The 25,741-nt window shown below is 63.6% G+C and carries 24 protein-coding genes, 1 tRNA gene and 1 pseudogene; 17 read left to right on the top strand and 9 right to left on the bottom strand.

Annotated features, from left to right (window positions below; all coding sequences use genetic code 11):
* The first annotated feature begins 177 nt into the window (after window positions 1–177).
* The 6 genes from rplU (at window position 178) to proB (ending at window position 3,521) form a co-directional block, all read left to right on the top strand.
* Complete coding sequence (gene rplU, locus ACZ5BH_RS02690; RefSeq protein ID WP_464890380.1) at window positions 178–489, top strand: 50S ribosomal protein L21; 312 nt, start codon at window positions 178–180, stop codon at window positions 487–489.
* Window positions 490–516: 27 nt separating this feature from the next.
* On the top strand, window positions 517–777 hold the full coding sequence (rpmA, locus tag ACZ5BH_RS02685) for a 50S ribosomal protein L27 (RefSeq protein ID WP_464890379.1): 261 nt from the start codon (window positions 517–519) through the stop codon (window positions 775–777).
* Between the two features lie 126 nt (window positions 778–903).
* Window positions 904–1,956: an Obg family GTPase CgtA gene (cgtA, locus tag ACZ5BH_RS02680; protein WP_464890378.1), complete on the top strand. Its 1,053-nt coding sequence runs from the start codon at window positions 904–906 to the stop codon at window positions 1,954–1,956.
* Window positions 1,953–2,174, top strand: a complete 222-nt coding sequence (locus ACZ5BH_RS02675) for a type II toxin-antitoxin system HicB family antitoxin (protein WP_464890377.1) — start codon at window positions 1,953–1,955, stop codon at window positions 2,172–2,174. Before cgtA ends, ACZ5BH_RS02675 begins: the two co-directional genes overlap by 4 nt.
* Window positions 2,175–2,181: 7 nt before the next feature.
* Complete coding sequence (locus tag ACZ5BH_RS02670; RefSeq protein ID WP_464891185.1) at window positions 2,182–2,385, top strand: type II toxin-antitoxin system HicA family toxin; 204 nt, start codon at window positions 2,182–2,184, stop codon at window positions 2,383–2,385.
* 11 nt (window positions 2,386–2,396) lie between these two features.
* The gene (gene proB, locus ACZ5BH_RS02665; protein WP_464890376.1) at window positions 2,397–3,521 is read left to right on the top strand and encodes a glutamate 5-kinase; all 1,125 of its coding nucleotides are present in this window, start codon (window positions 2,397–2,399) and stop codon (window positions 3,519–3,521) included.
* A 178-nt stretch (window positions 3,522–3,699) separates the two neighbouring features.
* Here the strand turns inward: proB and rpsT are convergent, their stop codons facing one another.
* Window positions 3,700–3,963 carry a 30S ribosomal protein S20 gene (rpsT, locus tag ACZ5BH_RS02660; protein WP_464890375.1) on the bottom strand — a complete coding sequence of 88 codons (264 nt, stop codon included), beginning with the start codon at window positions 3,961–3,963 and terminating at the stop codon, window positions 3,700–3,702.
* A 176-nt stretch (window positions 3,964–4,139) separates the two neighbouring features.
* Between rpsT and murJ the strand changes: the two genes are divergently transcribed.
* From murJ to ispH, 6 genes are all read left to right on the top strand, one after another.
* The gene (gene murJ / locus ACZ5BH_RS02655; protein WP_464890374.1) at window positions 4,140–5,693 is read left to right on the top strand and encodes a murein biosynthesis integral membrane protein MurJ; all 1,554 of its coding nucleotides are present in this window, start codon (window positions 4,140–4,142) and stop codon (window positions 5,691–5,693) included.
* Window positions 5,694–5,724: 31 nt separating this feature from the next.
* Window positions 5,725–6,657 carry a bifunctional riboflavin kinase/FAD synthetase gene (gene ribF / locus ACZ5BH_RS02650; protein ID WP_464890373.1) on the top strand — a complete coding sequence of 311 codons (933 nt, stop codon included), beginning with the start codon at window positions 5,725–5,727 and terminating at the stop codon, window positions 6,655–6,657.
* Window positions 6,658–6,689: 32 nt separating this feature from the next.
* Window positions 6,690–9,551: an isoleucine--tRNA ligase gene (gene ileS / locus ACZ5BH_RS02645; RefSeq protein WP_464890372.1), complete on the top strand. Its 2,862-nt coding sequence runs from the start codon at window positions 6,690–6,692 to the stop codon at window positions 9,549–9,551.
* 272 nt (window positions 9,552–9,823) lie between these two features.
* Window positions 9,824–10,321 (top strand): signal peptidase II, encoded by a 498-nt coding sequence (gene lspA / locus ACZ5BH_RS02640; protein ID WP_464890371.1) that lies wholly within the window; start codon window positions 9,824–9,826, stop codon window positions 10,319–10,321.
* A gap of 71 nt (window positions 10,322–10,392) precedes the next feature.
* Window positions 10,393–10,863 carry an FKBP-type peptidyl-prolyl cis-trans isomerase gene (fkpB, locus tag ACZ5BH_RS02635; protein WP_464890370.1) on the top strand — a complete coding sequence of 157 codons (471 nt, stop codon included), beginning with the start codon at window positions 10,393–10,395 and terminating at the stop codon, window positions 10,861–10,863.
* Window positions 10,863–11,798: a 4-hydroxy-3-methylbut-2-enyl diphosphate reductase gene (gene ispH, locus ACZ5BH_RS02630; RefSeq protein ID WP_464890369.1), complete on the top strand. Its 936-nt coding sequence runs from the start codon at window positions 10,863–10,865 to the stop codon at window positions 11,796–11,798. The genes fkpB and ispH overlap by 1 nt, the downstream gene beginning before the upstream one ends.
* Before the next feature lie 57 nt (window positions 11,799–11,855).
* On the opposite strand, the gene ACZ5BH_RS02625 is transcribed toward ispH, so the two are convergent.
* The 7 genes from ACZ5BH_RS02625 to ACZ5BH_RS02595 are packed head-to-tail and all read right to left on the bottom strand — an operon-like array spanning window position 11,856 to window position 19,323.
* Complete coding sequence (locus tag ACZ5BH_RS02625) at window positions 11,856–12,368, bottom strand: type IV pilin protein (protein WP_464890368.1); 513 nt, start codon at window positions 12,366–12,368, stop codon at window positions 11,856–11,858.
* An 8-nt stretch (window positions 12,369–12,376) separates the two neighbouring features.
* Window positions 12,377–12,682, bottom strand: a complete 306-nt coding sequence (locus ACZ5BH_RS02620; protein ID WP_464890367.1) for a hypothetical protein — start codon at window positions 12,680–12,682, stop codon at window positions 12,377–12,379.
* Between the two features lie 14 nt (window positions 12,683–12,696).
* A complete protein-coding gene (locus ACZ5BH_RS02615) occupies window positions 12,697–16,299 on the bottom strand; it encodes a pilus assembly protein (RefSeq protein ID WP_464890366.1) in 3,603 nt (1,200 codons plus the stop codon).
* Window positions 16,300–16,342: 43 nt separating this feature from the next.
* Window positions 16,343–16,879 carry a pilus assembly PilX family protein gene (locus ACZ5BH_RS02610; protein WP_464890365.1) on the bottom strand — a complete coding sequence of 179 codons (537 nt, stop codon included), beginning with the start codon at window positions 16,877–16,879 and terminating at the stop codon, window positions 16,343–16,345.
* Window positions 16,876–18,054, bottom strand: coding sequence for a PilW family protein (locus ACZ5BH_RS02605; protein ID WP_464890364.1), 1,179 nt, complete (start codon window positions 18,052–18,054; stop codon window positions 16,876–16,878). The genes ACZ5BH_RS02610 and ACZ5BH_RS02605 overlap by 4 nt, the downstream gene beginning before the upstream one ends.
* A 7-nt stretch (window positions 18,055–18,061) precedes the next feature.
* Entirely contained in the window at window positions 18,062–18,568 is a 507-nt protein-coding gene (gene pilV, locus ACZ5BH_RS02600) for a type IV pilus modification protein PilV (protein ID WP_464890363.1), read from the bottom strand.
* Window positions 18,565–19,323 (bottom strand): GspH/FimT family pseudopilin, encoded by a 759-nt coding sequence (locus ACZ5BH_RS02595; protein ID WP_464890362.1) that lies wholly within the window; start codon window positions 19,321–19,323, stop codon window positions 18,565–18,567. The genes pilV and ACZ5BH_RS02595 overlap by 4 nt, the downstream gene beginning before the upstream one ends.
* Before the next feature lie 46 nt (window positions 19,324–19,369).
* Between ACZ5BH_RS02595 and thiO the strand changes: the two genes are divergently transcribed.
* The 4 genes from thiO to ACZ5BH_RS02575 all read left to right on the top strand — a co-directional run bounded on the left by thiO (window position 19,370) and on the right by ACZ5BH_RS02575 (window position 22,982).
* On the top strand, window positions 19,370–20,443 hold the full coding sequence (thiO, locus tag ACZ5BH_RS02590) for a glycine oxidase ThiO (RefSeq protein ID WP_464890361.1): 1,074 nt from the start codon (window positions 19,370–19,372) through the stop codon (window positions 20,441–20,443).
* Window positions 20,444–20,600: 157 nt separating this feature from the next.
* Window positions 20,601–21,059 carry a Fur family transcriptional regulator gene (locus ACZ5BH_RS02585; RefSeq protein ID WP_464890360.1) on the top strand — a complete coding sequence of 153 codons (459 nt, stop codon included), beginning with the start codon at window positions 20,601–20,603 and terminating at the stop codon, window positions 21,057–21,059.
* Between the two features lie 34 nt (window positions 21,060–21,093).
* Window positions 21,094–21,169: transfer RNA gene (locus ACZ5BH_RS02580), tRNA-Thr, on the top strand.
* A gap of 73 nt (window positions 21,170–21,242) precedes the next feature.
* A complete protein-coding gene (locus ACZ5BH_RS02575) occupies window positions 21,243–22,982 on the top strand; it encodes a hypothetical protein (protein ID WP_464890359.1) in 1,740 nt (579 codons plus the stop codon).
* 278 nt (window positions 22,983–23,260) lie between these two features.
* Here the strand turns inward: ACZ5BH_RS02575 and nadC are convergent, their stop codons facing one another.
* Window positions 23,261–24,103: a carboxylating nicotinate-nucleotide diphosphorylase gene (gene nadC / locus ACZ5BH_RS02570; protein ID WP_464890358.1), complete on the bottom strand. Its 843-nt coding sequence runs from the start codon at window positions 24,101–24,103 to the stop codon at window positions 23,261–23,263.
* 134 nt (window positions 24,104–24,237) lie between these two features.
* On the opposite strand from nadC, the pseudogene ACZ5BH_RS02565 reads away from it, so the two are divergent.
* Window positions 24,238–25,733, top strand: a pseudogene (locus ACZ5BH_RS02565) (DUF1538 domain-containing protein).
* Window positions 25,734–25,741 lie beyond the last annotated feature (8 nt).

The raw sequence follows: 25,741 nt of genomic DNA, 5'->3' as shown, positions 1-25,741 counted from the left end.
GGGCTGTGAATGCTAGGGGGGCAGCGCCCCGGCTGTCAAGAAATGGCGGGACAACCTCCTGATCTGCGTCAAAAAGCCTTTGACCGACGGCGTCCGAGCGGCTAAAATTGCCGGCCTTTCACGCCACAAGCAGGTTCGTCGGCCGTGCCGGCGACCCGAATCTCGGAGAAACAGAACATGTACGCGGTTATCGAAACAGGCGGCAAGCAGTACCGGGTGGAGCCCGGCCAGCGCATTCGGGTCGAGAAGCTCGACGCCGAGGAGGGCGCCTCCCTGGATCTGGACAAGGTGCTGATGATCGCCGACGGCGAGGACATCAAGATCGGCCAGCCCTACGTGGAGGGCGGCAAGGTCACCGCCACCGTCAGGGCCCATGGCCGCGGCAAGAAGATCCGGATCATCAAGTTCCGCCGCCGCAAGCACCATCAGAAGGTCCAGGGCCACCGTCAGGCCTACACCGAACTGGAAATCACGGCGATCAACGCCTGATCGTCCCGGCACAGAGGGTACAGACTCATGGCACACAAGAAGGCAGGCGGCAGCACGCGCAACGGCCGCGATTCCCATTCCAAGCGCCTCGGCGTCAAGCGCTACGGCGGCGAGCAGGTCCGCGCCGGCAACATCCTGGTCCGGCAGCGGGGCACCCACGTGCATCCCGGCGTCAACGTCGGGCGTGGCGGTGACGACACCCTGTTCGCCAAGGTGGACGGCACCGTGGTCTTCGAGGTCAAGGGCCCGAAGAAGCGCAAGCAGGTGAGCGTGATTCCGGCGGCCTGACCCCGCCGGCCGCACCGCCTCACCGAAGCCCCGTCACCGACGGGGTTTTTCGTTTGTGGCGGTTGAAGCCAGTCCGCCCACACCTTATATAATGCCATCCCCGCGATTTCCCCGCCGCCCGTTCCCATGAAATTCGTCGATGAAGCCACCATCCAGGTCCACGCCGGCAAGGGCGGCAACGGCTGCGTCAGCTTCCGGCGCGAGAAGTACATCGAGTTCGGCGGCCCCGACGGTGGCGACGGCGGCGACGGCGGCAGCGTCTGGCTGGTGGGCGACGGCAATCTCAATACCCTGGCCGACTTCCGCTTCACCCGCCGTTACCGGGCCGAGAACGGCGAGCCGGGCCGCGGCCGCAACCAGACCGGCAAGCGCGGGGCGGATCTGTTCGTCAAGGTGCCCCTCGGCACCACCGTCCACGACGTGGATACCGGCGAGCTGATCGGCGATGTGGTGGAAGACGGCCAGCGCCTGCTGGTGGCGAAGGGCGGCACCCACGGGGTGGGCAACACCCGTTTCAAGTCCAGCACCAACCGCACCCCGCGCCAGTCCACCCCGGGCACCCCCGGCGAGTCCCGCGAGCTGCGCCTGGAACTCAAGGTGCTGGCCGACGTGGGCCTGCTGGGCCTGCCCAACGCCGGCAAGTCGACCTTCATCCGCGCCGTCTCGGGCGCGCGGCCCAGGGTGGCCGACTACCCCTTCACCACCCTGCATCCCAACCTAGGCGTGGTGAGCGTGGAGTCCCACCGCAGCTTCGTGGTGGCCGACATCCCCGGCATCATCGAAGGTGCCGCCGAGGGCGCCGGCCTCGGCATCCGCTTCCTCAAGCACATCGCCCGCACCCGCCTGCTGCTGCACCTGGTGGACGCCGCGCCGCTGGACGAGAGCGCGGATCCGGTGGAAGATGTGCGCACCATCGAGCGGGAACTGGAGCGCTTCGATCCCGCGCTGCTGGACTACGAACGCTGGCTGGTGCTGAACAAGATCGACCTGCTGCCGGCGGCCGAGCGGGAGGCCCGTTGCGACGACATCGTGCGCCGCCTCGGCTGGGAAGGGCCGGTGTTCCGGATCAGCGCCATCCGCCAGGAAGGCACCCGCGAACTGTGCGGCCGGATCATGGATGCGCTCGACGAGCGAAGGGCCGGGGAACGGGAAGCGACTGAGGAGGAGACCACCACATGAACAGACAACTGACGGCCATCATCGAAAAGGAAGACGGGGGCTATGTTGCCCTGTGTCCGGAAGTGGACGTGGCCAGCCAGGGCGCCACGGTGGACGAGGCCCGGAACAACCTCAAGGAAGCCCTGGAGCTGTTCTTCGAAACGGCAAGTCCCGAGGAAATCCGCCAGCGACTGCACGGCGAAATCTGGATCACCCAGGTGGAGGTTGCGATTGGGTAGGCTCGGTGTGCTCTCCGGAAAGGCGGTCTGCCGGATTCCGGAGAAACACGGTTTTCGCGAAGTCCGCCGCCGAGGCAGCCACATGGTCATGCAGAAGAAATTGCCGGATACCACGATCACCGTGCCGGTTCCCGATCATGCCGAGCTGCGAACCGGCACGTTACTGTCCATCATCCGCCAATCGGGGTTGCCCCGTTCCGAGTTCGAATAGCCTCATCTGCAATGAGCAAACGCCAACGCCTCACCACCGCCAGACGCTGGGTCGTGAAGATCGGCAGCGCCCTGTTGACCAACGACGGGGTGGGGCTCGACCGCGACGCCATCGCCGCCTGGGTGGCGCAGATGGCCCGTTTGCGGGAGGAGGGCATGGAACTGTTGCTGGTCTCCTCGGGCGCGGTGGCCGAGGGCATGGCCCGGCTCGGCTGGACGCAACGGCCCCATGCGCTGCACCAGCTCCAGGCGGCCGCCGCGGTGGGGCAGATGGGGCTGGTGGAGGCCTGGGAGTCGGCCTTCGGCCGGCACGGCCTGCACACCGCCCAGATCCTCCTCACCCATGAGGATCTCTCCGATCGCCAGCGCTACCTGAACGCCCGCAGCACCGTGCGCAGCCTCCTCGAGCTGGGCGTGGTGCCGGTGATCAACGAGAACGACACGGTGGTCACCGACGAGATCCGCTTCGGCGACAACGACACCCTGGCCGCCCTGGCCGCCAACCTGGTGGAGGCCGATCACCTGATCCTGCTCACCGATCAGGCCGGGCTCTACGAACGCGATCCCCGCCAGGATCCCGAGGCCCGCCTGATCCCGGAAGCCAACGCCGCCGACCGCGAACTGGACGCCATGGCCGCGGCCCGCGGCGGCGCCCTGGGCCGGGGGGGCATGGCCACCAAGATCCGCGCCGCCCGCCTGGCCGCCCGCTCCGGCACCTGCACCCTCATCGCCCCCGGCCGCGAGGCCGACGTGCTGCTGCGCCTGCGCCGGGGCGAGGAACTGGGCACCCTGCTCAGGGCCAACCAGGCCCCCATCGCCGCCCACAAGCAGTGGCTGGCCGGCCACCTGCAGCTCAAGGGCCGGCTCACCTGCGATCCCGGCGCCGTACGGGCCCTCCGGGAGCAGGGCAGCAGCCTCCTGCCGGTGGGCGTGAAGGCCGTGACGGGCGAATTCCGCCGCGGTGAAGTGGTCGCCTGCGTGGACGAAGCCGGCCACGAAATCGCCCGCGGCCTGGTCAACTACAACGCCGACGAAGTCCGCCAGATCCTCGGCCAGCCCAGCGGCCGGATCGAGGAGATCCTCGGCTACGTGGCCGAGCCGGAACTCATCCATCGGGACGACATGGTGGTGTTCTGAAAAGGGAAAGCAGGTCGGGCTTCAGCCCGACACGTTCGTCGGCCTGAAGGCCGACCTACCTCCGGATTCGAACGCGGCCTACGGGGCTGCGTTTTTTCCACCATGGTTGGTCAAGCAGAGGCGCCACAAAAAAGCCGGCCCAGGGGCCGGCTTTTTGGTCTGGTCGCGAAGCGCGCCCTTACTGCATCGCGCGGATGCGGGCGTTCAGGCGGCTCTTGTGGCGGGCGGCCTTGTTCTTGTGGATCAGGCCCTTGTTGGCCGTCTTGTCGATGATGGAGACGGCCTGCTGGTACGCGCTCTGCGCCTTTTCCCTGTCGCCTTCGTTGATGGCGGCAATCACCTTCTTGATGAAGGTGCGGAACATGGAGCGGTAGCTGGCGTTGCGCTGGCGGTGCCGTTCCGCCTGGCGGGCGCGCTTGCGGGATTGAGCTGAGTTGGCCAAGTCGTTTCTCCTGACGGCGTGGATTCGGAAAGCCGCGTATAATCAGGCTTTCCGGCCCGTTTGTCAATATCCGGAGCGGTTTTCCCGCAGGGCCTGGCGGCTCGTGCTATGCTGCGCCCTTTCCGGGCAATAATCGAACAAAAACAAATGCTTGCAACCTGCGAGGCGAGGGCCGGATGGGCCTTTTGAGATCCACCGCCGTGGTCAGCGGCATGACCCTGGTGTCGCGGGTCTTCGGCCTGGTCCGCGACATGGTCTTCGCCTGGGTGTTTCCGGTGGGGGCGGGGACCGATGCCTTCTTCATCGCCTTCAAGCTGCCCAACTTCCTGCGCCGGCTGTTCGCCGAGGGGGCCTTCTCCCAGGCCTTCGTGCCGGTGCTGGCCGAATACAAGGTCAAGGGGGATCCCGAGGCCACCGCCGCGCTGGTGGCGCGGGTGGCCGGCACCCTGGCCACCGTCCTGTTTTGTCTCACGCTGCTGGTGGTGGTGGCCACGCCGCTGTTCGTGATGCTCATCGCCTGGGGCTACATCGGCGAGCCGGAGAAGATCGCCCTGACCAGCGACATGCTGCGCATCACCTTTCCCTACATCCTGTTCATCTCACTCACCGCCCTGGCCGGGGGCATCCTCAACACCTGGGGCCGGTTTGCGGTGCCGGCCTTCACCCCGGTGCTGCTCAACCTGAGCCTCATCGGCTGCGCCCTGTGGCTCTCGCCCCATCTGGAACGGCCGGTGATGGCCCTGGCCTGGGGGGTGTTCATCGCCGGCGTGGCGCAGCTGGCCTTCCAGTTGCCCTTCGTGGCCCGCCTGGGCCTGTTGCGCTGGCCGCGCTGGGGCTTCCGCGATCCGGGCGTGCGGCGCATCGGCCGGCTGATGCTGCCGGGGATCCTCGGCTCCTCGGCCATGCAGATCAATCTGCTGTTCGACATCGTCATCGCCTCCTTCCTGGCCGAGGGCAGCATCTCCTGGCTGTATTACTCGGATCGGCTGATGGAGTTTCCCCTCGGCGTGTTCGGCATCGCCCTGGCTACGGTGATCCTGCCGGGGCTCTCCGAGCAGCATGCCCGTACCCGCCCCGAGGCCTTCACCCGCATGCTCGACTGGGCGGTGCGCTGGGTGGTGATCATCGGCCTGCCGGCGGCGGTGGCCCTCGGGGTGCTGGCCGGCCCGCTGCTGGCGACCCTGTTCTATCGCGGCGCCTTCACCCCCACGGATGTGAGCATGGCCGGCTACAGCCTGTTCGCCTACGCCTTCGGCCTGCTCGGCTTCATGCTGGTGAAGGTCCTGGTGCCCGGCTATTTCGCCCGCCAGGATACGAAGACCCCGGTCCGCATCTCGCTGGTGGCCATGGCCGCCAACATGATTTTCAACGTCCTGGCGGTGCTGCTGCTTCTGGCCATCGACTTTCCCGGTCCCCACATGGGGCTGGCCATCGCCACGGCACTGTCGTCCTTCGTCAACGCCCTGCTGTTGTGGATGGGGCTGCGGCGCAGCGGCATCTACCGGCCCGCCGCCGGCTGGGGCGCGCTGCTGGTTCAGGTGATCCTTGCGGCCCTGGGCATGGGCCTGCTGCTGTGGTGGCTGGCCGGCGGCATCGAATCGTGGCTGGCCGCCGGCACCTTCGAGCGGGCCCTTCGCCTGGCCGGCGTGGTGGCGGCAGGGGTGAGCAGTTACTTCGGCCTGCTGGTGCTGCTGGGCTGGCGCTGGCGGCGCTTCGCCCGGCCTTCCTGATATACTGTCATTTTACGCCTCCGACAAACCCATGGAACTGATCCGCGGCCTGCACAACCTGCGCCCCGAGCATCACGGCTGCGTGGCCACCATCGGCAATTTCGACGGCGTGCATCTCGGCCACCAGGCGGTGCTCGGCCAGCTCAACGAGAAGGCGGACGCCCTCGGTCTGCCGGCGGTGGTGATCACCTTCGAGCCCCAGCCGCGGGAGTATTTCGCGCCCGACACCGCGCCGCCGCGCCTGACCCGCTTCCGCGAGAAGCTCGAGGCCCTGCGCCGCTACGGCGTGCGCCGGGTGCTGGTGCTGCCGTTCAACGACCGGTTGGCCCGGATGCCGGCGGAGGAATTCGTGCAGACGGTGCTGGTGCAGGGGCTGGGCGTGAAATACCTGGTGGTCGGCGACGATTTCCGCTTCGGCCGGGGGCGTGAGGGCAGCTTCGGCACCCTTCAGGCCGCCGGCCAGGCCCACGGTTTTCAGGTGGCGCACATGCACACCTTCCATGTTGACGGCGCGCGGGTCAGCAGCACCCGCATCCGCCAGGCCCTGGAACAGGGTAAGATGGAGGAGGCCAGCCGCCTGCTGGGACGCGACTACCGCATGAGCGGCCGGGTGGCCCATGGCGAGAAGCTGGGCCGGCAACTGGGCTTTCCTACCGCCAACCTGTTTCTGCACCGCCGGGCCACGCCGCTGGAAGGGATCTTCGTGGTGGAGATCTACGGCCTGGACGAGGAGCCCCTGCAAGGGGTGGCCAGCCTCGGCAACCGGCCCACGGTGGAGGGCACGCGCACCCTGCTGGAGGTGTATATTTTCGATTTCGACCAGCAGATCTACGGCCGCCACCTGCAGGTGAGCTTCCTGCACAAGCTGCGGGATCAGGCGAAGTTCGATTCCCTCGAGGCCCTGGTCGCGCAGATCGAACGGGACGTGGACGCGGCCCGCGCCTGGTTCGCCAGGGCCGCCTGAGACGCAAGCAACGCACAACCCAAGGGACCATCGTGGCAGACTACAAAGACACCCTCAATCTTCCCCATACCGAGTTCCCCATGCGCGGCAACCTGCCGAAGCGGGAGCCGGAATTTCTCGCCCGCTGGGCGAAGCTGGATCTCTATGGAAAGCTGCGCAAGCTGGCCCGCAAGGAAGGGCGGCCGGTGTTCGAGCTGCACGACGGCCCGCCCTACGCCAATGGCGAGATCCACATCGGCCATGCGGTCAACAAGGTGCTCAAGGACTTCATCGTCAAGTCCAAGTGGCTGAGCGGGTTCGACGCCCCCTACATCCCCGGCTGGGACTGCCACGGCCTGCCCATCGAGCTGCAGGTGGAGAAGACCTTCGGCAAGCCGGGCGTGGATCTCACGCCGGCCGAGTTCCGTGCCCAGTGCCGCAAGTACGCCGCCAGCCAGGTAGAGGCCCAGAAGCAGGACTTCCTGCGCCTGGGCGTGCTGGGGGACTGGCAGCGTCCCTACCTGACCATGGACTTCCGCTACGAGGCCGACATCGTGCGGGCCCTGGGGCGGATCATCGAACGCGGCCATCTGCACAAGGGCGCCAAGCCCGTGCACTGGTGCGTGGACTGCGGCTCGGCCCTGGCCGAGGCCGAAGTGGAATACGAGGACAAGACCTCCCCCGCCATCGACGTGCGTTTCGCGGTGCTCGACGAAGAGGCCCTGATGGCCCGCTGTCATCACGTGGAAGGCCACGAAGGCAACGGCCCCGTCTCGGTGGTGATCTGGACCACCACGCCCTGGACCCTGCCGGCCAATCAGGCCGTGGCCGTCAATCCCAACCTGGAATACGCCGTGGTACAGTGCGAGGGCGTGGGCGATCACGTGCCCGAGCGCCTGATCCTGGCCGAGGCCCTGCTCGCCGATGCCATGAACCGCTGGGACGTGCAGGACTACCGTGTGGTGGCCTACTGCAAGGGCGCCGATCTGGAAGGGTTGAAACTCATGCACCCCTTCTACGAGCGGGAGGTACCGATCATCCTCGGCGAGCACGTCACCACCGAGGCCGGCACCGGCGCCGTGCACACCGCCCCCGGCCACGGCCAGGAAGACTTCACGGTGGGCAACCGCTACCGCCTCAAGGTGGACAACCCGGTGGGGCCCGACGGGAAGTTTCTGCCCGACACCCCGCTGTTCGCCGGCATGAGCGTGTTCACCGCCAACGACGAGATCATCGACGTGCTCAAGGCCCGCAACCAGCTCGTGCATGCCGAGAGCATCCGCCACAGCTATCCCCACTGCTGGCGGCACAAGACGCCCATCATCTTCCGCGCCACCCCCCAGTGGTTCATCAGCATGGATCAGCAGGGGCTGCGCGACGCCGCCCTGCGCGAGGTCGGCCGCACCCGCTGGCTGCCCGAGTGGGGCGAGGCGCGGATCCGCGCCATGCTCGAGAACCGGCCCGACTGGTGCATCTCCCGCCAGCGCACCTGGGGCGTGCCCATTCCCCTGTTCGTGCATCGCGAGAGCGGCAAGCTGCATCCGCGCACCGCGGAACTCGTCGAACAGGTGGCGCAGCGGATCGAGCAGGGCGGCGTGGATGCCTGGTTCGAGCTGGATCCGGCCGAACTGCTGGGCCCCGAGGCGCCGGACTACGACAAGATCACCGACACCCTCGACGTGTGGTTCGATTCGGGCGTCAGCCACTACGCCGTGCTGCACCGGCGCGAGGGCGTGGCGCACTACCCGGTGGCCAACCTCTATCTGGAAGGCTCCGATCAGCACCGGGGCTGGTTCCAGTCCTCCCTGCTGACCGCCGTGGCCATGTACGACCGCGCGCCCTACCGCTCCGTGCTCACCCACGGCTTCACCGTGGACGCCAAGGGGCAGAAGATGTCCAAGTCCCGCGGCAACGTGGTGGCGCCGCAGAAGGTGGTGGATCGCCTGGGCGCCGACATCCTGCGCCTGTGGGTGGCGGCTACCGACTACCGGGCCGAGATGGCCGTCTCCGACGAGATCCTCAAGCGCACCGCCGACGCCTACCGCCGGATCCGCAACACGGCCCGCTATCTGCTGGCCAACCTCAACGGCTTCGATCCCCGCAAGCACGCCGTGGCGCCCGCCGATCTGCTGGATCTGGATCGCTGGATCCTCGAGAAGACCCGCCGCCTGCAGGAGCGGATCGTCCTGGCCTATGCCGATTACGAGTTCCACGTCATCTACCAGGAGCTGCACAACTTCTGCGCCGTGGAACTCGGCAGCTTCTACCTGGACATCATCAAGGATCGCCAGTACACCACCCAGCGCGACAGCCGTGCCCGGCGCTCGGCCCAGACCGCTCTGTACCACGTGGCCGAGGCCCTGGTGCGCTGGCTGGCGCCCATCCTCAGCTTCACCGCCGAGGACATCTGGCAGTTCCTGCCCGGCAAGCGCAACGAATCGGTGCTGCTCAACACCTGGCACGAGCTGCCCACGGTGTTCGCCGATGCCGCAGAGGCCGATCGGGCCCTGGCCGACTGGGACCGGATCATCGAAGTGCGCGATGCAGTGAACAAGGAACTGGAAGCCCTGCGGGTGGCCGGCGGCATCGGCTCCAGCCTCGACGCCGAAGTGGATCTGCACTGCGGCCGCGAAATCCTCGACCTGCTCGAAACCCTGGGGGACGAACTGCGCTTCGTGCTCATCACTTCCGACGTCCGCCTGTACCTGGTGGACACCCCGCCGCCGGAGGCCCAGCACTACACCCTCTCCAGCAACGACGAGATCTGGGTCGCCGTCGCCCCCTCGCCCCATCCCAAGTGCATCCGCTGCTGGCACCACCGCCCCGACGTCGGCGCCAACCCGAAGCACCCGGAACTGTGCGGCCGCTGCGTCGAGAACGTGGAAGGCCCGGGCGAAACCCGGCAACACGCCTGACGAGACGGCAGAGGAAAGCGGCAAGTGAAAAGAGGCAAGCCCGCGCCGGGAACCGGCACCTCCCCCGTAGGAGCGGCGCCCCCGCCGCGACCCCTGCCCGGCACCCCCGCTGTAGGAGCGGCGCAAGCCGCGATACCCCATGCCCGCTGCTTCCCCTCGCTCGCTCCTCCCCCCCGCAGGAGCGGCGCCAGCCGCGATAACTCCCTGCCCGGCGGCACCCCTGTAGGAGCGGCGCAAGCCGCGATACCCCCCTGCCCGATGGTGCCCGCCCCATGCTGAAATGGCTCTGGTTCTCCGCCACCGTCGTCCTGCTGGACCAGCTCACCAAGGGCTTCGCCAATGCCCTCCTGCAGCCCCATCATCCGCGGCCGCTGTTCCCCCTGTTCAACCTCACCCTCATGTTCAACGAGGGCGCGGCCTTCAGCTTCCTGGGCGATGCCGGCGGCTGGCAGCGCTGGCTGTTCACGATCCTGGCCATCGGGATCTCCGTGTTCATCGTCCTCTGGCTGCGGCGTCTGGGGCCCGCCCAGCGCCTGGAAGCGGCGGGCCTGTCGCTGGTGCTGGGCGGTGCGGTGGGCAACGTGATCGACCGCCTCCTGCACGGCCACGTGATCGACTTTCTGGACTTCTACTACCGCGCCGACACCTGCCTGCCCCTGTTCGTGCCGGTGGGCGGCGAATGCCACTGGCCGGCCTTCAACATCGCCGATTCGGCCATCACCGTCGGTGTGGTATTGTTGCTGATCGACAGCCTGCGCCCGCGTCGCTAAAGCCCCCCGCAGGTCGGCCTTCAGGCCGACATCCACCGACATCCACTGAAAACCGGAAAGGCATCAACGACATGACCGCCGAAATCGAAGCCCTCACCATCTCCCCCGGCTGCCGGGTGAAGATGCACTACACCATCACCCTCGCCGACGGCACCGTGGCCGACAGCACCCGCGAGGTCGAGCCCATCGAGTTCACCATGGGCGACGGCACCCTCGTCGAGGGCCTGGAGCTGGCCCTCTACGGCCTCAAGGCCGGCGAGCAACAGGCCGTGACCCTCGAGCCGCGCCAGACCTTCGGCTTCCCCGATCCCGAAAACGTCCACACCTTGCCGCGCAGCGAATTTCCCGCGGACATGACCCCGCAAGAAGGCCAGATCGTGGCCTTCAGCACCCCGTCGGGAGAGGACGTCCCCGGCGCAATCGTGTCGGTAAACGAGCGGGAAGTGACGGTGGACTTCAACCACCCCCTAGCCGGTCACGAGATCCGTTTCGACGTGGAAATCCTGGCCATCGAAGCGCCGCAAGGGGAGGGGGAAAACTGATGGACGTGCTGCTCGCCAACCCGCGCGGCTTCTGCGCCGGCGTGGATCGGGCCATCGAGATCGTCGACCGGGCCCTGGAACTGTTCGGCCCGCCCATCTACGTCCGCCATGAAGTGGTGCACAACCGTTACGTGGTCGAGGATCTGCGCAACCGCGGCGCCGTGTTCGTGGACGAGCTGGATGAAGTGCCGGACGAGGCCACCGTGATCTTCAGCGCCCACGGCGTCTCCCGCGCCGTGGAAGAAGAGGCTCACCGCCGCGGCCTGCGGGTGTTCGACGCCACCTGCCCGCTGGTGACCAAGGTGCACATGGAAGTGCTGCGTTACAGCCGGGAAGGCCGCGAAGTGATCCTGATCGGCCATGCCGGCCACCCGGAAGTGGAGGGCACCATGGGCCGCTTCGAGCGCAGCGGCGGTGGCGAGATCCACCTGGTGGAAACCCCCGAAGACGTGGCCCGGCTCGCGGTCCGCGACCCTGCCCACCTCGCCTTCGTCACCCAGACCACCCTCTCCATGGACGACACCGCCGCCGTCATCGACGCCCTGCGCCAGCGTTTCCCCGCCATCGAAGGCCCGCGCAAGGACGACATCTGCTACGCCACCCAGAACCGCCAGGATGCCGTCAAACGCCTGGCCCGCGACGTCGACCTGGTCCTGGTGGTCGGCTCCCCCAACAGCTCAAACTCCAACCGCCTCAAGGAAGTGGCCGAACGCCAGGGCACCCCGGCCCACCTCATCGACAGCGCCGACGACATTCAGAGCGAATGGCTGGAGGGCAAGACCCGCATCGGCATCACCGCCGGCGCCTCGGCACCGGAAGTGCTGGTTCGGGCGGTTGTGGCCCGCCTGCAACGGGAAGGCGCCGACGTGATCCCGGAAAACGCCGAGTATCGGGAAACGGTCACCTTTTCTCTGCCGCGGGATTTGCGTCGCTAAGAAGCGGTTGAAAACGGTGTTTTCAAAAACGTTGTTTGGCGTGGAGGGAACGTTTGTTCATTCACCCCAGCAGCGGCGAATGGTGGCGGGCCCGGTAATGCCCTTCGTGCCGAGTTGATCGAGCGTAAGATCACCACAATCGGGATCGACAAAGGGAGCGACGGGTGAGGCAGTAAGAACAAACCCGTTCGGATCGGAAACCACGCTCAAGTTGTAATAGTTCTGGCAGCTCCTCAGCGGGTTTGTGTTCTGGAAGCCCCGACTTGAGACGCATTGTCGGGGTGGAGCATTGGCTGCACCGGGTTTGAAGTTCTGCAAGAACGCGGTGGCAGTGGCGGCATCGGGAGGATAAGCGCCAGTGTCCGACCGAAATCGCACCAGCGCTTGACGTGCCGAAGTCAGCGCCACATGTCCATCGCTGCGAGCCTTTTTGAGCGTTTGATTCTGGAACAACGGCCAAGCCACGGCCGCAAGAATGCCAATGATGGCAACCGTAATGACCATCTCTATGAGGGTAAACCCATCCGGATGATTCGAACGGCGTCCTGCGTAGTCTGATGATAGAAGCATGATGCAATTTATTTCTGGATGATGATGCGCTTGACCCGCCCCCGTGTATCGAGTTCTAGCCTGACAGGAGTACCGGGGCGTACGTTGAAGGCCGACACTTCCTTCCCCTTGGAGTCGGCCACTTTGTATCCCGGTGCCAGTTGGCGGGCGAAATCCATCACGACGATGGTTCCTCGTTTGATGGAGATACTGTCTACAGGGCCTTGTACTCCAAGCGTTGGAGTATCACGGTTCTGGTTCGGTGCGGCTAGCGATGGGCTCGAGATCATGTAGGAGATCAAGAGTATCGCCACCGAAACTTGTGGTAATTTCATGCTAGGTCCTCTCCTTAGTGAATTTCGATCTGGCGCCAAGAGCGTCGACCGATCTGCCGTGTGCTGCACGAACTGGTGATCATGCGAATGGTTCCATCAGCCAGGTTCTGGATGTTGGCTTCCTTGCAGGAACCGGGAATCAGCAGGGTCCGTGAGCGGAACAGGCGCTTGCCCTTGCCCTGGATGCCGCTGCCCCAGACAGTGTTTCCTCCTGCTTGCTGGACTTTGTCAGCAATGCTCAGCCCACCATCCGCGTTATAGTCCCAAGGTGAACTGTTCAGGAAGCGGCTGCCGGTGTCTGCATTGATGCGGAATGCCCAGGCTTCACCACCACTTACGCAGGGATCCAAGGAGGGGATCAGTGTGGTAAACGAAAGGACATTGCTGGTTACGTTGAGATTGTCGAAGAGGCGCTCCCCTTGTGCAACGCCGTTGTTCAGGAGATCCATTCTCCATCCAAGATAGACGGGAGGGTTCTCGCTGCCGGTGGGAAGCCCTGCACCGTCAAACCAGCGCATCTTGTTGTCGGTACTGTTGCGGGCATTGGTAGTGGTGAATTGTGTCGTGTTGATATCAAGCAGTGACTGCTCAAGCAGGTGATTTCTCTGGATGGTATTGATGTTCGTTTCAAACCGATCCCAGATACCGTAGATGGTCTGGACGGTATTGTCCGTGACATCGTCATTCTTGATATAGCTCCCGGTGCCAACATAAACGAGGTAGCCGTGTTTCTTGGTGTGTTCACTGACAACCGGCGGGAACGTGATTGGTTGTGGAACGCCATTGGGAGAACGAGCGACGAACAGGGGCTTGGGTGTATTGCCTTGCTTGTAGACTGTCCAATTGGCCGGATCCGGGCTGGAGACGTCGAATTTCCAGAGATTTCCGAAGTAATCACCCGCGTAGATATAGTCGACCTTGTAATCGCGATTGGTATCAATGGCGGCAATGTCAGAGAGAGCGTTTGGCCGCTGAAGACCAAGAGGATCTTCGTTGGTTCCGGTTTCCGTACTCAGTTTGATCTTCAGCCCATTGGGTCCCTTACCACCATTTTCGATATCGAGCAGGAACAGGATGGCATCACCGGTTGAGGAGGGATTGCTATCGGGTTCGGTCGAATTGACCCCGTTGCTGAACGCGACCATCCACTTGTCATTGTTCATCTTCATCATGTAAGGAGTAGTGTAGGTATAGCCAAGATCAGGATCATCTGCGTCGGTGAATTCCCACATTGCCAGATTCGCGGCATTGGTTTCGGTGAATGTGCTAGGGTCGGTGATGTCGAGTGCGAACAGGCCTTGACCACCCTTGCCGAGACCGCCAATGGCAACGGTGTGCCAAGCGCCTCCGTAGAAAACATCCCATACGGAGACCGTCCGATCGATATAGTACTGGTGCGTATAGTCGGGATCCGTCAGGGCGCTGAGCTGCTTGAACAGAATGTTGGGGACATAAGCCAGTAGTTCCTGGCCGGTGTCGGCATTGAGGATATGCAGCATACCGTCGTTGGCTCCAAATAGGAGCATGTTGGGGCGATTGGCGTAGGTGCTTACGTACGTTGAATAACCTACGGTTTCCAGGCTTTCCGGGTAGAAATAGAGCGGTGGTCCAGGAGGGGGGACGTAGACTGGATCGGAGTGGGTAATGTCACCCAGATAGGATTTTCGGTTTCGCAGGGTGCCCCCGTTTTGTTCCTCGTTGCTGTTGTCTCCACGCAGCCATTCGAGACGGATGCTGCCTTTTCCATCAGCTGCACCATTGAGTGTGTTGAGGGCAGTTTGCTGTTCTGTAGTCAGGCTGCTCCATTGGAAGGGGATTCCATCATTAGCCGGGTCAAAGGTGATGATGTTGCGGGAAACGCCATTGTTGATCATCTGGGTGAGTTGAGTAGAGGCGCTCCATTGAGTGCTGTTGGTGATGACATCCTTTGCCAGAATTTCTCCACTCCAGTCATTGGGGTCGTAAATTGCCTGGAAAAGGTTGGTTCCAACTTCATATCGGCTGCTAGTGGTCGTCACCGCACTGGCAGAGCCTTTGCGTTCGACGATGGAGTTGATGACTTCCTCGAATCCATGTACGAGTTCTTCGGGGCTGCGGGCGCTGAAATATCGTCCACGACTGTTGATGGCGGCGTGCCAAAGATCATCGACATGGTTTCCGACCCAGTGCTGTGCTCCGCTAAGCAACGCCTGGTAGGTTGTGTCGTTGTAAGGGAGTGCGCCATCGATACCCAAGCCAACAGTAAAGTTGACCATGTGTTGCCAATCAGCCGGATCGTTCAGGGGGTTCCAGAAGATATCAAAATTGTCGACGTCATTGTCGCCATCGATATCTGTATCCTGATCGGCAATGAACAAGGGTACGTTGTTGGGAAGCGACGTACGGAGATCCCGCGCCCAGAAATATAGGGCAATGTCCCCCAGGAAGTTACCATCGTCATCCCGGTAGATGGGTGGGGTCGTGTCACTGGCTGCAGTTCCCGGATTGGCTTGATAGTTGATGTCACCGTAGGGACTATCCCCTGTGGTGGGCAAGGTGATATTTTGAGCGTCATAATTGTTTGGTCCGGGGATGTTGACGCTGTTGCTGTTCCAGTAACCGTCGGTAAATGCGAAATGGAAGTTCTGTCGACATGAATACTCGGGCGAGGTGTTGTCAGTCGGGTCCTTGCGATAGACGTCCGCATCGGTTTCATACTTTACGCCCGCACGCCATGTAGCATTCGTCAGCGGTGTGCCACCGCTGGTGGGGGCAGAAAAAATCCAGTTGAAGAAGTTGCTGCGATGGGTGCCACCAAAGGGGAGAGGATCGCCGATAGTGGTATTGGTATTGAGTGCTTGCCAGGAAACACGCACGTTGGTGTTCAGGCCGGCAAAGGCACGGGTAGTTGCGGTTTTGGCAAGCAGATGCCTCAGGCGGTAATACGAATACCAGTTGGCGAAGTTCGTACGCTCGTCGGGGCCGGTATAACAAGCAGGATTGGATGTATCGACGGGGGCGCATCCCGTGACTTCTGGCGAATAGCGATTCACCCCCGAAGTGGCAGAGACAACGACCTGGGTATAACAGTTGTCATCGCTGACATGCGCTGTGTTGTTTATGTCGCAGGGAACACCACCGGCGGTCGTTAGGGAGCTGTCAAACAGGTAGTAATCAGCCGGGATACCGCCGCCATGGTAGTGCCATGAATTGGAAGTCGGTCGATAGTCGTAGTACGTTGGGCGATAGTTGGTGGAAAGGTCAACGGTGCCTTGTGCGTGATTGTACCCATTTAGCCATGCAGAGGTGAAGTTGGCATCCCCGAGGGAATTGCCATTTTCATCGACGCCGGGAAGATAGGTGACATTGGGGTTGTAGTAAATGCGATTGTAGGTGGATGACTTGTAATGGTTGGACCATTCGTCCTGAGCACCATCGGGTAAAAAACCCCAGGCCATGCTTCCGGAATCGTCCATGGTCAAAATGATATTTGGAGGGACGCCTTCCTTCACTTCCAGGGGAATGTCGGCCAAATCAAGAAGTGCGGCGTGGGACTGCGCAGGAATGTACAGCAGTGCTGCGCTGAAAACGCACCAGGCTGTCTTTTTCAAGTGGCGAATATTTTCTTGCATGCTCATGATACGGTCTCCACGGTAAGTGGGCACTTTGTGTCTGTCGGCATCATTGATAGCGTTTTCCGTAGGTGGATTGCAGCAGAGTGACGCTATTGTTTGAACTGCCGAAACCACGTGCGGTGATCCGGTAAAAGACTACGCCGGCGCGACGGACTTCATCTCGGTAGTCAGCGCTCGAGCCGGAGAAACCGACTTCCTCAATGATGTATCGCGGATCCTGACTGACAGGCAGCACGCCGGCCACGCTGTAGGGGGTGCCATTGGCCCAAACAACGTCGTCAAAAGCCGTGTTTTCAAAGGGTCCAAAGAGATCGGGTGTGAAGACCCCGTTGCTTCCGAGGTCATCATATACCGGCTGAACGGTCCATCCTTCCACCTGAGTTTCGCCATCCCTCAGGGCGGATTCGGTTGCTTGGAACGAGAGGATATGGTCGCGGAAATTACCCGCCATCATTTCCTGCAACGAAGACCCGCTCATGGCCGTGACGCCAAGAATGGTCAGGATCAGCAGAATGACCAGGCTGGTGACGAGAGCAGCGCCACGCTGTGAAATACCCGTGGGGTGGCGAGAATGGACAATCATTGCTGGGCTCCCGGTGCTTGACGGTAGATGCTCTTGTTACGAAGAAAGACCGTTGTGGTAAAGACCTTGCGGATACGACGGTCCGCCATGTTGGTAATGTCAACTCCTGTGGCATCGGTCACGCCAAGCAGGCGGTTTGTGCTGGTTTGAACAGGGCGATTGGTTTCTTGCGGGGTGCGGATGAGAAGACTGATCCGTACGCTTACCACATTATTGAAATCAGCCACCTGATTGGCGCTGACATAACGATCCGGTTGAATGCTGTCGTCGGCTGGAGTCAGATCTTCCCCATACAGAACCTGCATGTTTTCAACGCCTTCAACGATTTCTTCGACAGGAAACCCTACGGTCCCTTGGCTGAAGTCAGCGCGATACAAGGCCGGTTCGCCACTGGCTCCAGGGCCAATGAAATAGGCGTAGGCGCGCACTTCGTGGATCTTGCTGTCCTGGACATCATAATCCTGACTGAAGTTCACTGTGTCTGGATTCTGATTACCGGGATTGCCGACGGCAGATCGCATGAGGGCGTTGGCGTTGCCTCCACCGCCGCCAGGATTATTTTGAAACATGTCACCACGATTGCAGTTGGAAATGATGACAATCTGGCCATCCGGGATCCCTGTATTGGTAGTGAAGACGAGTGAAGCGCTGGTGGCCGGTTGGAGGCCATTGAGCACGAGATCATCACGGGTCATCGCGGTTCTGATTAAAATCACATCGTTGCCGACAAGGACGTTTCCGGCTAGTTCGGCAATGAGATCATCAGGATTGCCATCATTGTTCCAATCGAAACCCTTCCAGTCTGACGCTGTGCCTGTGTTGGTCAATGAGGTTATTGTGTAGTCATTTCCCGGGGTCGTGTTTTGTGCCGTATATTCGTAACCGCCAATGCCTGATTGAAGGTCATAGAGGGTGCTGACATCAGGTCCGGGATTGAGCAGGCTGTTGATGCTCGGGTTGCATCCGCCGTAACCGGCCATACGAATATCCCGTACCATGTTGTCAAAACCAAAACGGGCGTTTTCCTGCAACCGTGACATCTCTTCCTGAATCTTGTAGGCACGCTTGCTGGAGGTGTAAACAGTGGCAACGCCGATCAAGACGATGGAGCTGACCACCAATGCGATCATCAGCTCTACGAGAGAGACACCTTTGTGGTTGGAAAATCTGTGCATGCTCATCTCAGGGTTGGAAGACGAAGGTATAGCATTTCAAATCCACTGTCGGATCATTGCCGCAGTTTGTTCCAGTCGCACCGGTCCGTTCCTCATCCCACATGACAGTGATGGTAAATGGTGTGCCGGCGCCGTTGCCGGTGACGGTGCCGTAGCCGGAGGGCAAGGCGTTCTGGAGGTTGTTGAGCCACTCGAAGTAGTCGAGTTGAGCGATCTGGGCATCATCACAGGTGTTGGCGAAGCAATCGGGTCCGGCGGGCGGAGTGGGATTGTTCAGATTGTCATAGCGATTGTTCGCCACGCCCGCTGGATTGGCGCGGATGCGATCGGCCATGTCATAGGCCTCAATGATGGCGGTGGTGCGATATTGGGCTGTCGTGTTGCTCTGCAACCCACGGGACTGCAGACCCGCGAGGCCGAGCAGCCCGATGGAGAAGATCACTAGGGCAATCATCACCTCGAGAAGGGTGAAGCCCCGTTCTGAATCCCATTTCTGGAGAGTGCTATGTTTCATGGGCAGGTCACATCGTTGCCTTCGACATCGTTGCGGACTCCGCTGCTATCGGGATCCTGAGCCAGACTTACGCGCCCTAGCGCGTTGACATTGAGGGCGCGGGCTCGGGTGGCATCGTTCGTGCGGGTGTCGCAGAGAACGAATGTTCCATCCGGGTCAGCCGTTCGCTCAAGTCGGCCATTGGGTAGAAAAAGTATCTGCGTGTTGTCGTCGAATTCGGTTGCCTTGAGCGACAGCCCTGCCGGCAGCAGGCCCTGCCGGTTGAGCAGGGCATTGGCATCGTCCGGATTGCCGTCCCGATCCTGATCGAGAAAGGCAATCCACCCGTTCGTCCAGTCGGCACTGCCATCACAGGTGACGCCGTTTGTGCTGGAACAGACGGTGACGGCCTGGGACTGTTTGACGGCTTCGCTGCGCGCTAGATTGAGACTGGCTGACAGATGGTTGATGATCGCCACTTGCCGGTTGTCTTCCGTCATGCGCTTGAACTCCGGCACGCCGATGGCCAGCAGGATGCTGACCACCGCCACGGTGACCAGAAGTTCAATGAGGGTAAAGCCGTTTTCCGTCTTCATGGGTTCTATATAGAAGATTCCCCCGGCCGTTGCAGGGGGGATCTGACCAGGCGGCGAAAATGGCGGACGAGTGGCGAGGGAGCGTGCCGAATCGTGAACCGGTTCACAGGCCCCTTTCGCCAGGCGTGGGGCTGATCCACAATGCCGGTCTTTGCGGTAATTCGAGGTGGTGATGGTCAATCCGGCTCCTTTCGATTGTCTTGTCGTCGGTGGCGGGCTCATCGGCATGTTCACGGCCCGCGAGCTGCGCCGGGCGGGGCTGCGCGTGGCGCTGGTGGAGCGGCAGGCGCTCGGCCGGGAATCCACCTGGGCCGGGGGCGGGATCCTTTCGCCGTTGCATCCCTGGCGCTATCCCGAGGCGGTCAATGCCCTGGCGGCCTGGAGCCAGGATCGCTATCCGGATCTGCTGGCGGCGTTGCAGGCGGAGAGTGGCACGGATCCCGAATACGTGCGCAGCGGCCTGCTGATCGTGGACGGTTTCGAGCCGGACGAGGCCGAACGGTGGGCCAGGCGCTGGGCGCGCCCTCTGGAACGCGTGACGCTGGCGGAGGCACGGGCGCTGGAACCGTCGCTGGGCACCGGGGGGGAAGCCGCGGCCTGGCTACCGTCCGTCGGCCAGGTGCGCAATCCCCGGCTGGGGCAGGCCTTGCGCGGTGCGCTCGAGCGGCTGGGGGTCACGGTGCTGGAGCAGCGTCCGGTTACCGGCCTGAGCCTGCGCGGGAACCGGGTGGTCGGCGTGGAGACGCCGGAAGGGGAGATTGCCGCCGGCAGTGTGGTCGTGGCCAGCGGCGCCTGGAGCGGGCAACTGCTGGCGTCCACCGGGATCCCGCTGCCGGTGGAGCCGGTGCGCGGCCAGATGCTGCTGTACCGCACCGAGCCGGGGGTGGTGAAGCGGATCCTGCTGGATGCCGCCCACTACGTGATTCCCCGCCGGGATGGCCGGGTGCTGGTGGGAAGCACCATGGAACGGGTCGGATTCGACAAGTCCACGACCGGGGAGGCGCTGACGACCCTGCGGGAGGCGGCGGCGCGACTGGTGCCGGCGCTGGCCCATTACCCCCTGGAGCGGCACTGGGCGGGACTGCGGCCCGGATCGCCCCACGGGATACCTTATATATCGGCCCATCCCCGGATCGAGGGGCTGTTCGTCAATGCCGGCCATTTCCGCAACGGGGTGGTGATGGGGCCGGCCTCGGCCCGCCTGCTGGCGGATCTGCTCCTTGAGCGGGAACCCGTTCTCGATCCATCCCCTTACCGGATACGCGGGAATATTGATCCCGATCAGGCAATCTCCGTTTGACCTTTGAGAATCCGGCGAGAAACCGCGAAAATTGCTCAGGTTAGATGCAGTAAAAGCGCAAGCCATTGATTCCAAAGGAAGCCGGTTTGCGCGTCACGGAGCGCTCTTCTGGCTCACTCGCCGGAGGGGATGCATTTTCTAGACTTTGTACAAAACCATGACCTATACTCTTGCCATGAACGAACGGACCATCCTCAAGATCGATCCGCAACAGGATATCGCCAGCCAGCTGCGCAAGGTGGGCATCACGCCAACCCAGCAGCGGGTCCAGATTGCCGAAATCCTGTTTGCCCGTCCCCGCCACATGTCGGCCGATCAGGTGCTGGCCGTGGTCAACCGTGACGGACCCATCGCCTCCAAGGCCACCATCTACAACACCCTGGGCCTGTTCGCCCGCAAGGGGTTGCTGCGGGAAGTGATCGTCGATCCGAGCAAGGTGTTCTACGACTCCAATACGGCGGCTCATCACCACTTCTTCAATGTGGATACCGGCGAGCTCACCGACATTCCGTCCGACGATCTGATCCTGACCCGCATGCCCGAACTTCCCCCGGGAACCGAGTCGGCCGGCATCGACGTGATTTTCCGCATCCGCTCGCGCGACGCCGCGCACTGAAATCCCCGTATCCGGTATACTTCGTGCCCGCGTCGCCGACGTAGCTCAGTTGGTAGAGCAACTGATTCGTAATCAGTAGGTCGGAGGTTCGACTCCTCTCGTCGGCACCACTTCCTTGCCCCATCGGTTTCCGCCCAACCGCCCCGGGTGCTATTCTCGGACTGTTTCCCCGAGCGGTCCGCCATGAAACTGTTTGCCAAAAACGACGCCGGCCTGATTTCGCCTGCCCTGCTGCGGCGGGCGGATCTGGCGGTCTTCGCCAATCTGCCCCGGGCCTATCGGAATCCCGATCGGACCCTGGCGGAACCGGAGGCGGTCCGTGCCCGTCTCGAGGCCCTGACCCATCAGCCGGAACGCCTGCTCGAGGATGCCCGGCATCTGCTGGCCGGCTACAACCTCCAGCGGTTGCGGCCCGAGAAGCGCGAGGCGCTGGCCGTCCAGATTCTGCAGACCGTCTATCCGGTGGTGGCGCGGATCCACGCCAAGGCCCGGGATCGGGCCAGCAGCCTGCCCGAGAGTCCGTCCCGCCGGGAACAGCTCCTGGCCGCCATCGGCGTGCTGGAACAGCTGGCCATCGCCTGGAAGCACCTGTTCAGGGAGACCTGGCATCGCGAAGCGCGCCGTTACCGCAAGCAGCGCGAGATCATCTACCGCCACGCCTTCCGCGTGCTCGAGATGCTGTTCCTCGAACAGCGGCTGCGCGCCCTGCGCTATCAAAAGCTGCCGCGCAACGCCTGGGTGGACGTCAATCACATCTTCTTCGCCCAGATCCTGCATGACGACATCGACGCCGCCCTGCCGCTGACCGGCTTCGTGGGCCTGCGCCGGCGCAACGGGCAGAGCGGGGCGACGTCCCGGCCGCAGGCCAGCCTGCAGCGGCTGTATCTGTCCATCCAGTTGTTCGGCGTGCTCGACGTGAGCAGCTGGCCGACCAGCCTGTTCACGGTGCCCGATGCCTACCTCGATTCCCTCGATACCGGCATCGTGTTGCGGCGCGACGATGGCGAGCCGCTGGCGCCCGGCACCCTCATCACCTGGCTGAATCACGCTGCGCCGCCGGTTTTCGAGCGGCCGGCGGAACTGGCCGAACCGGCCCTGCAACTGGACTACAGCGCCTACTACAACCGCCTGGTGCAGGATTACGAGACCATCGCGCAGATGCGTTTCCTCGACAATTTCGACCCCCGCCGGATCAGTACCCCCCTGCGCCGGCTCGAAGACGAGGAACAGGTGCCGGTGCTGCAGCTCATGCTGGGTGGCCTGCGCAAGCGGGAGCGCCGTTCCCGGCGCCATGCGGTGGTGGCCGAGAACCGCATCCGGGTCTGGTTCGGCCTGGGCGAGGTGGCGGCCCGGCTGCTGGAGGCGGCCACGCCCGAATGGCGTCATCGCCTGCGTGGCCGGGAATTCCGCGAAGCCATGGGGCAGGCCGCGAAACTGGCCATTGGCGAGGCCGCCACCGGCGCGGGAGGGCACTGGCAACTGGTCAATTTCAGTGCCGGCGGCATCCTGATCAGCGCCCTGGACGGCGAGTTCGGCCAGCCGGTGGCTCTGGGTCAGCTGGTGGCCTTTCTGCCTTCCGACGAGGCCGGCAGCCCGTCGATCGGCCATGTCTGCCGCCTGAACCGCCCCCAGGACCGGGTGGTGGAGGTGGGTATCACGCGCCTGGCCACGGCCGCCGAGATGGTGATTCTCGAAGTCCCCGCGGGGGAGGGACCGGCGCGGGTTCTGGCCATGCTCCTGCATGATCAGGACGGTGCCTGGTATGCCGTGTGCGAGCCGGACGATCGCCTGCAGCCCGGCCTGCCGCTGAAACTGCAGCGCGCCGAAGGCAGCCATCCCGCCCGCCTGGGCGAGCTGCGCCTGTCGAAACCGGAATTCAACCTGTTCGAGCTGCGCTCGCCGGGGCTGGTCGGAAACGGGTAGCGTTACCGTTGGGGGTCTTGGCGGCTCCGCTGCGCTTGAGCCGACATGTCGGGCTAAAGCCCGACCTACAGCGCCGGTTTGTTGCAACGATCAGGTTTATTCATCGTCTCATAATTGTCTTGACCCAAATTTGGAGCTCCTACAAAAAAATCGTGTGAAAACAATTTTGAGGCATTCAATAAGACGATTGCACAATCGCAGGCCGGCTCAAGCGCAGCGGAGCCGGCAAACATTGACAGGCCATTCCCAGACCTTCCGGCACCGGGGGAGATCCTGTTTCAGCCGTCCTCGAAGCGCAGGGACAGATCCACCGCCTTCACATCCTTGGTCAGGCTGCCGATGGAAATGAAGTCCACGCCGGTTTCGGCCACGGCGCGCACGTTGTCGAGGGTGATGCCGCCGGAGGCTTCCAGCGGCACGCGGCCGGCGGTGAGGGCCACGGCTTCGCGCAGGTGGGCGCAGTCCATGTTGTCGAGCAGGATGCGATCCACCCCGGCGTCGATGGCCTCGCGCAACTGATCCAGATCCTCCACTTCCACTTCCACGGGGATGTCCGGGCTCTGGCGTCTTGCCGCCGCCACGGCCTGGCGGATGCCGCCGGCGGCGGCGATGTGGTTTTCCTTGATCAGCACCATGTCGAACAGCCCGAAGCGGTGATTGTGCCCCCCGCCGCAGGTGACGGCGTACTTCTGGGCCCGGCGCAGGCCCGGCAGGGTCTTGCGGGTGTCGAGGATGCGGCAGCCGGTGCCGGCCACGGCCTCCACGTAGCGCCGGGTCACGGTGGCCGTGGCCGAAAGGGTCTGCAAGAAGTTGAGGGCGGTGCGCTCCGCGGTCAGCAGGGCGCGGGCCGGCCCGTGCAGGGTGCACAGCAGGGTGTCGGGGCCGACCGGATCGCCGTCGGCCACCTGCCAGTCGAGCGTCACCTCCGCGGCGCACTGGTAAAAGGCCTCTGCGGCCCAGTCGATGCCGCAAATCACGGCCGCCTCGCGGCACCAGAGGCGGGCGCGGGCCTGGCGATCGGCCGGAATCAGCGCGGCGCTCACATCGCCGGGGCCCACGTCCTCGGCCAGCGCCAGGCGCACCTGATCGTGTATGTCGGCTGCGTCGATGCCATGTTTCATCGGGTTTCTTCCGTTCCGGGTTGGCGCGGATGGTAGCACGCCGGCCCGCGCCATGGCCGGTTCCGGCCGGGGCGGCGATGGTGGTATGGTAGCGAGTAGCCCGGCAATTCGAATCTGACGTGAAAGAGTATCTCCTGCCCCTGCTGCATTCCCTGTTCGAGAGCCTGCGAGATTTACTGCCGATTCTGCTGGTGATCGCCTTCTTCCAGCTCGTGATCCTGCGCCAGCCCATCCCCCATCTCGGTGAATTGTTGTGGGGCACGGCTCTCGTGGTGCTGGGGCTGACCCTGTTCGTGCAGGGGCTGGAGATGGGGCTGTTTCCCCTCGGCGAGGGCATGGCCTACGACTTCGCCCGCAAGGGCAGCCTGGGGTGGCTGCTGGCCTTCGCCTTCGCCCTGGGCTTCGGCACCACGGTGGCCGAGCCGGCCCTCATCGCCGTGGCCGAGGAGGCGGCCGAGGTGGCGGCCCGGGGCGGCGCCATCGCCGACACCCTGCAGGCCCGCGAACAATACGCCGACGGCCTGCGCCTCACGGTGGCCCTGTCGGTGGGCATGGCCATCGTTATCGGCGTGTTGCGCATCCTGCGCGGCTGGCCCATCCAGTACCTCATCATCGGCGGCTATCTGGGCGTGGTGGTGATGACGATTTTCGCGCCGCCCGAAATCATCGGCATCGCCTACGATTCGGGCGGCGTGACCACCTCCACCATCACCGTGCCGCTGGTCACCGCCCTGGGCGTGGGGCTGGCCTCGAGCATCCGGGGGCGCAATCCCATGACCGACGGTTTCGGTCTCATCGCCTTCGCCTCGCTCACGCCGATGATCTTCGTCATGGGCTACGGGATGCTGATTGGATGAACGGAAACTTTCTTCAGGCCCTGGCGGGCACGCTGCTCGACGTGTTGCCCATCGCGGCCATCATCTTCGGCTTTCAGGTATTCGTGATCCGGCGGCCCATCGCCAATCTGCGCCGGGTGCTGCTGGGTTTTTTCTACGTGTTGCTGGGGCTGGCCCTGTTCCTCGATGGCCTGGAACAGGCGCTCTTTCCCCTCGGCCGGCTGATGGCCGAACAGCTCACGGATCCGGGCTTTCTGCACGGGGCCATGCACGTGGGAGGCATGGCGCTCGACTGGCGCGACTACCTGTACGTGTACCTGTTCGCCGCCGCCATCGGCTTTGCCACCACCGTGGCCGAGCCCTCGCTGCTGGCGGTGGCCATCAAGGCCAACGAGGTTTCGGGCGGGGCCATCGGCGTGTGGGGGCTGCGCATCGCCGTGGCCATCGGCGTGGGCGCCGGCATCGCGCTGGGGGCCTTTCGCATCGTCAGCGGCACGCCCCTGCACTGGTACATCATCGCCGGCTATGTGCTGGTGCTGATCCAGACGATCTACGCGCCGAAGAACATCGTCGCCCTGGCCTACGATTCGGGCGGGGTGACCACCTCCACGGTCACCGTGCCCCTCGTGGCGGCGCTCGGCCTGGGGCTGGCCTCCACCGTGCCGGGGCGCAGCCCGCTGCTCGACGGCTTCGGCCTCATCGCCTTCGCCAGCCTGTTTCCCATCATGAGCGTGATGGGCTACGCTCAGATCAGCCACTGGCGGGCCCGGCGCCAGCGTTCCCGAACGTCCTGAGGAGAGAC

The organism is Thioprofundum lithotrophicum (assembly GCF_055387065.1).
Note: the sequence above shows the minus strand (reverse complement) of the source record. Positions and strands in the feature narration are given on the sequence as shown.